Consider the following 5,478-nt stretch of genomic DNA (forward strand, 5'->3'; position numbering starts at 1 on the left):
CGAATGGTATTCTGTGGTGAAGCGACTGTTCTTGATGTTGCATTATGTATTGTAAAAGGACTTGTGGTACAGTCATTAATATCCTGTGTTGCAACTGCAGTATTTGGCGAAGCGGCAGCATTTATGCTAAAGTTAGTCGGTATAGGTCAGGATACATATGGATTAATTGAAGCAATAAAGAGTAAAGATCCAAAAGAGATTGTAATAGCAACAGTCCGACTTGCAGTGTCTGTATTTACACTTAAAAGCCAGTGCTTTGCAGGTGACACATTAGTCAGTACAGAAGAAGGCAACAGACGAATTGATGAAATCAAACCGGGAGATAAGGTCTTATCATATAATACTGAAACCGGTGAAAATGAGTTACAGGAAGTTAAGAATGTATCAGTATCAAAGACAGATATACTGGTACATATAATAACAGATGATGGCAGAGACATAGAAACTACAATGTTCCATCCATTCTATGTTAAGAATGTGAAGAATGAAGATGGCACAGGAGAGTGGAAAGCAGCTTCGAATCTTAAAGCAGGCGATGAACTTTTATCAGAAGATGGAAATAAAGTAAAAGTATCAGAAGTAAAAGTAGAAAAACTTGCAGAAGAGATAACAGTCTACAACCTTGAATTAGATGAAGTGCATACCTATTATGTGGCTGGCGGAGTACTGGTGCATAATATGTGTGCTACTGATAATAACAGTGATACAAGTGATAGCGAGGGTGGCAAAAATACAAAACATGGAGAGCAAAGACTGGCAGAGAGAGGATTTTCACAAGAAAAAGTAGATGACATTGTAAATAATTACTCACAGAAGGTATATCAAGATGGAGGAAGAACAGTGTATGCCAAAAAGAATGGAAATTATTACGATGTGATAATCAAGAATTCTAAAGGTGAAATTGTAACTGCAGTTGGAGGAAATACAAAATCACTAAAGACGTGGAAAAATGTAATAAGAATGCTAAATAATAATGGTGGATATAGTTCCTTACCAATGAATTAAAAGGAGAAGAACATAGATGGCAAATCTGTCAAATATAGAAGGTAATATTCAATTTCAAATCTGTCTAAATAAAATAGCAGAAGAAAAAGAAGCAGAATACGAAACATGGATTTATAGTGAACTAGAGATAAAATCTAATGTCATTAAGTGTTCTATTGGAGAACACAATAATTTTATGTTAAATAAATATGAATTAGATAATCTGTCAAATCATCTTAATAAATTATTGAGTAATTTAAAAAAAAGAAGTGAATATTCGTTTGAATTTTCGAATTATGAATGTAATTTTGAAGTGAAAATGTGTACAGTAGTAGTTGATGAAGTCATAGAAGTTGAAGTTTGGATTAATTGGGCAAATTATACCAATGGTAAAGATATAGGATATGATGTTGGTATAAGATTTATTGCAAATATGGAAGAATTACAACTGTTTGTGGATTCATTTAATGAAGAAATGAATTGCCTATTTTCAGATTGAGTATATTACAAATGATTAGTAGATGCAGTAGAATATATTGTCTTCAATCTAAATAGTCCAGCGGTGTTATGTCAAGAGATCAATGATATAAAAATCATGTATTTTTGTATATATCTCATGAAGACAAAAAACACCCACCTAAGCCCTGTCGACCAGATTTTTAAAAATGAGCAGGGCGTAGCTCATCAGCAAATAGATGAAATCTACTTTGTTGGACAGTATAGGCGGTTGTCTTTCAGCAGTCGAAAGACTAAACGCACAAATTTACGGGCAGTTAATGCGAGTGCACGTTTGTGTTGGCATCTGTTGACCTCTTTGTATTTGAGGTGGTAGAAGTCGCTGTATTTCTTGTCACATCTTACAAGAGAGAATGCTGCTTCACACAGATAGTACCTTAAAAATCGGTTACCAGATGGGATGAGCCGTGTAACTTCGGCTTCGAAACCACCGGACTGGTGCTGCTTCCAGGCAAGTCCTGCATATTTAGCAAGAGCAGCCTGCCTGTTAAAACGATTGATATCACCGATTTCAGCCATGATTCCGGCTGAATATACAGGTCCGATACCCGGAATGGATATCAATACGTTTGGCAAGAGTTCCATCTGGGCTTTAATGGCTTTATCGAACTCTTTGATTTGAGATTCCAATGCCTTCATGGAGGTTATGGATATAGAAATCACCTGGTTGACAGAATCATTTACCGTCTTGGGTAAACGGTAAGAACTGCGGGCAGCTTTCTGAATGGCTTTGGCTACTGCATCCGGATCAGGAAAGCGGTTCTTTCCTTTTTTCATGATGAAGTCAGTAAGCTCATGTAAGTCCATATTTGCCAGTGCTTCTGCGGATTCAAATTCATCGTATACAGCAAGGGCAGTAGTACTGAAGGTATCACTAAATACCTTCTCCTGCGTCATCGTAGAATACTTCTTGAACAGCACATTCATAAATCGCTGCTTTTCTTTTACCAGATTTTGAACATCGAAGAAACGTGCACGAGTGAGGTTCTGGAGTGCTTTGTAGTGGTAGTCTCCGAGATAAACCTCTTTGTTGATTCTACCGAAACGCAGGCAGTCAGAAATAACAAAAGAGTCCACATAATCATTCTTTGGCAGATCGTTATAAGTATCATGAAACTTTTTGACCTGCTTAGGGTTGAGGACATGAATCTTTCTGTTAAATGGTGCCAGAGTGGCATCTTCCCTTAAGAAGTACACAAGATTGTCTCCATAAACAGAGGTTGCTTTAAGACCAATCAGAACCGTGTCAAGGGAATGCGAAGTTAAAGCAGAATGAATTCTTTTTACCAACTGGGTAGAACCTTCATGCGAGTTTGCAACAGAAAAGTTACTGTGCTTATCACCATTTGGAAGCATTAAGTAAACGACATTGGATTTGCTGCTTACATCAATACCGACGTAAAGTGTGTTCATTGTAATCCCCTTCTTTCGTTGTGAATTAAAGTGTTCAATCGGCTTGGTAAAACCCATGATCATGGAGCATCGACACCCTCGCATATAAGAATCCAGCTTAAGATGGACAGATGCGAAACTATACTGCTAGATGGTAGTCCATGTACTTAAGCAAACAGCCAGCCGGTTTGAAGCTAACTTCCATGTCAGGGGAACAGACTATTTATGAAGCAACCATTACTGGTTCAACAGGAGAAAAAAGAACTATTACCTGATTGACACTAGGACAATTATATCATGGGCTTTACTAAGCCTATTGAACAATATTTATTTTGTAACTTATTAACCAAGATACATGTATTTATGTATATAAAAGATATTATACGAGGAGAAAATAAGATGGAAGAATTGTTATTTAATTTAAGTTTTGACATTGTAAAATGTATTCAAGAGGAACGATATGATGATTTAGAGATGCAGGGGTGTCTTAAAAAAACATCGAAAGAATACTTAAAGAATGTCTTAGATGATTATGGTGGTGTATTAGATATCGTTCAGAAAGAAGAATACCTAAAATCTTTCCAGTATATCAAAATAAATAATCAAGATATTTTTAAGACATATTTGGATTTAATGATTGATGGCGAAAGAAGCGACTTAACAATTATTTGTGAGATTGAAACGGACGATTGTGGTAATGTAAAAATAGCAATTGAGGATTTACATGTTCTATAATTTTAATTATATTTCCGCTTAAGGAGATTCGAAGTCAAAACTGAATAGTAAGCATTAGAGCCAGCTGTGTATTGATAACATCAGCTGGCTCCTGCATTATGTAGTATTCTTACCCATATTTGCCCACTGGAATTGAATTAATCAGTGCTGATATACAAGCAGAAATACAAGCTGATGTACAAGCAGATGTACATGAAAATGTAACAGAAGATACAACAGAAAATGCAACAGAGGATACAACAGAAAATACAGCTAAAACATACTGTCATAAAATCTACATTCAGGATGGACATGGTTCCGTAACGGCACTTGTAGAAAATTCAAAAATAACAGATACCTATACATACGATTCTTATGGTATAATGTTAAAGAAAACAGGAAATACAGATAATGATTATCTCTACACCGGTGAGCAGTACAATGAATCAACAGGTCTTTACTATCTAAGAGCAAGATATATGTCACCTGAAACAGGTACATTTACAACAATGGATACTTACGCAGGAACTCTTGATAATCCTGTAAGTCTTCATAAATACCTGTATGCAAATGGCAATCCTGTAATGTATACAGACCCAACCGGCAACTTCTCATTAATGGAGACAAGTGTTGCACAGGGAATCCAGGCAACAATTAATACAATAATTACACCTGGATTTAGTCTTCAGAAAATGCTTACACTTGCAAATCTTGCTGTGACAGCATATGATGTTGCTACAACAATACGAATGGTATTCTGTGGTGAAGCGACTGTTCTTGATGTTGCATTATGTATTGTAAAAGGACTTGTGGTACAGTCATTAATATCTTGTGTTGCAACTGCAGTATTTGGCGAAGCGGCAGCATTTATGCTAAAGTTAGTTGGTATAGGTCAGGATACATATGGATTAATTGAAGCAATAAAGAGTAAAGACCCAAAAGAGATTGTAATAGCAACAGTCCGACTTGCAGTATCTGTATTTACACTTAAAAGCCAGTGCTTTGCGGGTGACACATTAGTCAGTACAGAAGAAGGCAACAGACGAATTGATGAAATCAAACCGGGAGATAAGGTATTATCATATAATACTGAAACCGGTGAAAATGAGTTCCAGGAAGTTAAGAATGTATCAGTATCAAAAACAGATATACTGGTACACATAATAACAGATGATGGCAGAGACATAGAAACTACAATGTTCCATCCGTTCTATGTGAAGAATGAAGATGGTACAGGAGAGTGGAAAGCAGCCTCGAATCTTAAAGCAGGCGATGAACTTTTATCAGAAGATGGAAATAAAGTAAAAGTATCAGAAGTAAAAGTAGAAAAACTTGCAGAAGAGATAACAGTCTACAACCTTGAATTAGATGAAGTGCATACATATTATGTGGCTGGCGGAGTGCTGGTGCATAATTATTGTGAAGATCATCACATAGCATCAGATAAATCTAAAAAAAGTGGATATACTAGTGAATATGAAGCAATATTTGAATCTGCGGGTATGAGTTTGCAAGATAAAGAGAATATTGTGAGTTTGGAAGAACATAGAGGTGCACATACAAAGGCATATAAAGAATTTGTTCTTAAAAAATTGAAAGAGGCAGTTGAAAATAAAACTAGCATTGCTGATAGAAATGCGGCATTAAAGTTAGCTTTAGGTGAACTAAAAGAATTACTATTAAGGTATAATAGACTACCATATTCAGATGGAAAGAGTATTATCGAAGAATTAAGTAAATAAAATAATAGAGGTTTTTTTAAGCAAAATGCTATATGTCCATATGCAGTAAATAATGCATATGGACATTTTAAGGAGGTTTAAAATGGAAAAATTGGTTTGCAGTTGTGGCAGCTTTAATTTTATAGAGGAA

General features: G+C 35.7%; 5 protein-coding genes. 4 read left to right on the forward strand and 1 reads right to left on the reverse strand.

Features of this window, described 5'->3' with window-relative positions; genetic code table 11:
- Positions 1-1,005 (forward strand): Hint domain-containing protein (locus tag OCV48_RS13760; RefSeq protein WP_262559958.1); only part of this gene is annotated, 1,005 nt, incomplete at its 5' end.
- A gap of 16 nt (positions 1,006-1,021) precedes the next feature.
- Positions 1,022-1,483, forward strand: a complete 462-nt coding sequence (locus OCV48_RS13765; RefSeq protein WP_147592257.1) for a WapI family immunity protein — start codon at positions 1,022-1,024, stop codon at positions 1,481-1,483.
- Positions 1,484-1,686: 203 nt separating this feature from the next.
- On the opposite strand, the gene OCV48_RS13770 is transcribed toward OCV48_RS13765, so the two are convergent.
- Complete coding sequence (locus OCV48_RS13770) at positions 1,687-2,913, reverse strand: IS110 family RNA-guided transposase (protein WP_147592258.1); 1,227 nt, start codon at positions 2,911-2,913, stop codon at positions 1,687-1,689.
- 378 nt (positions 2,914-3,291) lie between these two features.
- Between OCV48_RS13770 and OCV48_RS13775 the strand changes: the two genes are divergently transcribed.
- Entirely contained in the window at positions 3,292-3,627 is a 336-nt protein-coding gene (locus OCV48_RS13775) for a DUF7668 domain-containing protein (protein WP_147592259.1), read from the forward strand.
- A 119-nt stretch (positions 3,628-3,746) separates the two neighbouring features.
- A complete protein-coding gene (locus OCV48_RS13780; RefSeq protein ID WP_147592260.1) occupies positions 3,747-5,348 on the forward strand; it encodes a polymorphic toxin-type HINT domain-containing protein in 1,602 nt (533 codons plus the stop codon).
- The last annotated feature ends 130 nt before the right edge of the window (positions 5,349-5,478 follow it).

Origin of the sequence: Bovifimicola ammoniilytica (assembly GCF_025567085.1) — a bacterium.
GTDB classification, from domain to species: Bacteria; Bacillota; Clostridia; order Lachnospirales; family Lachnospiraceae; genus Bovifimicola; species Bovifimicola ammoniilytica.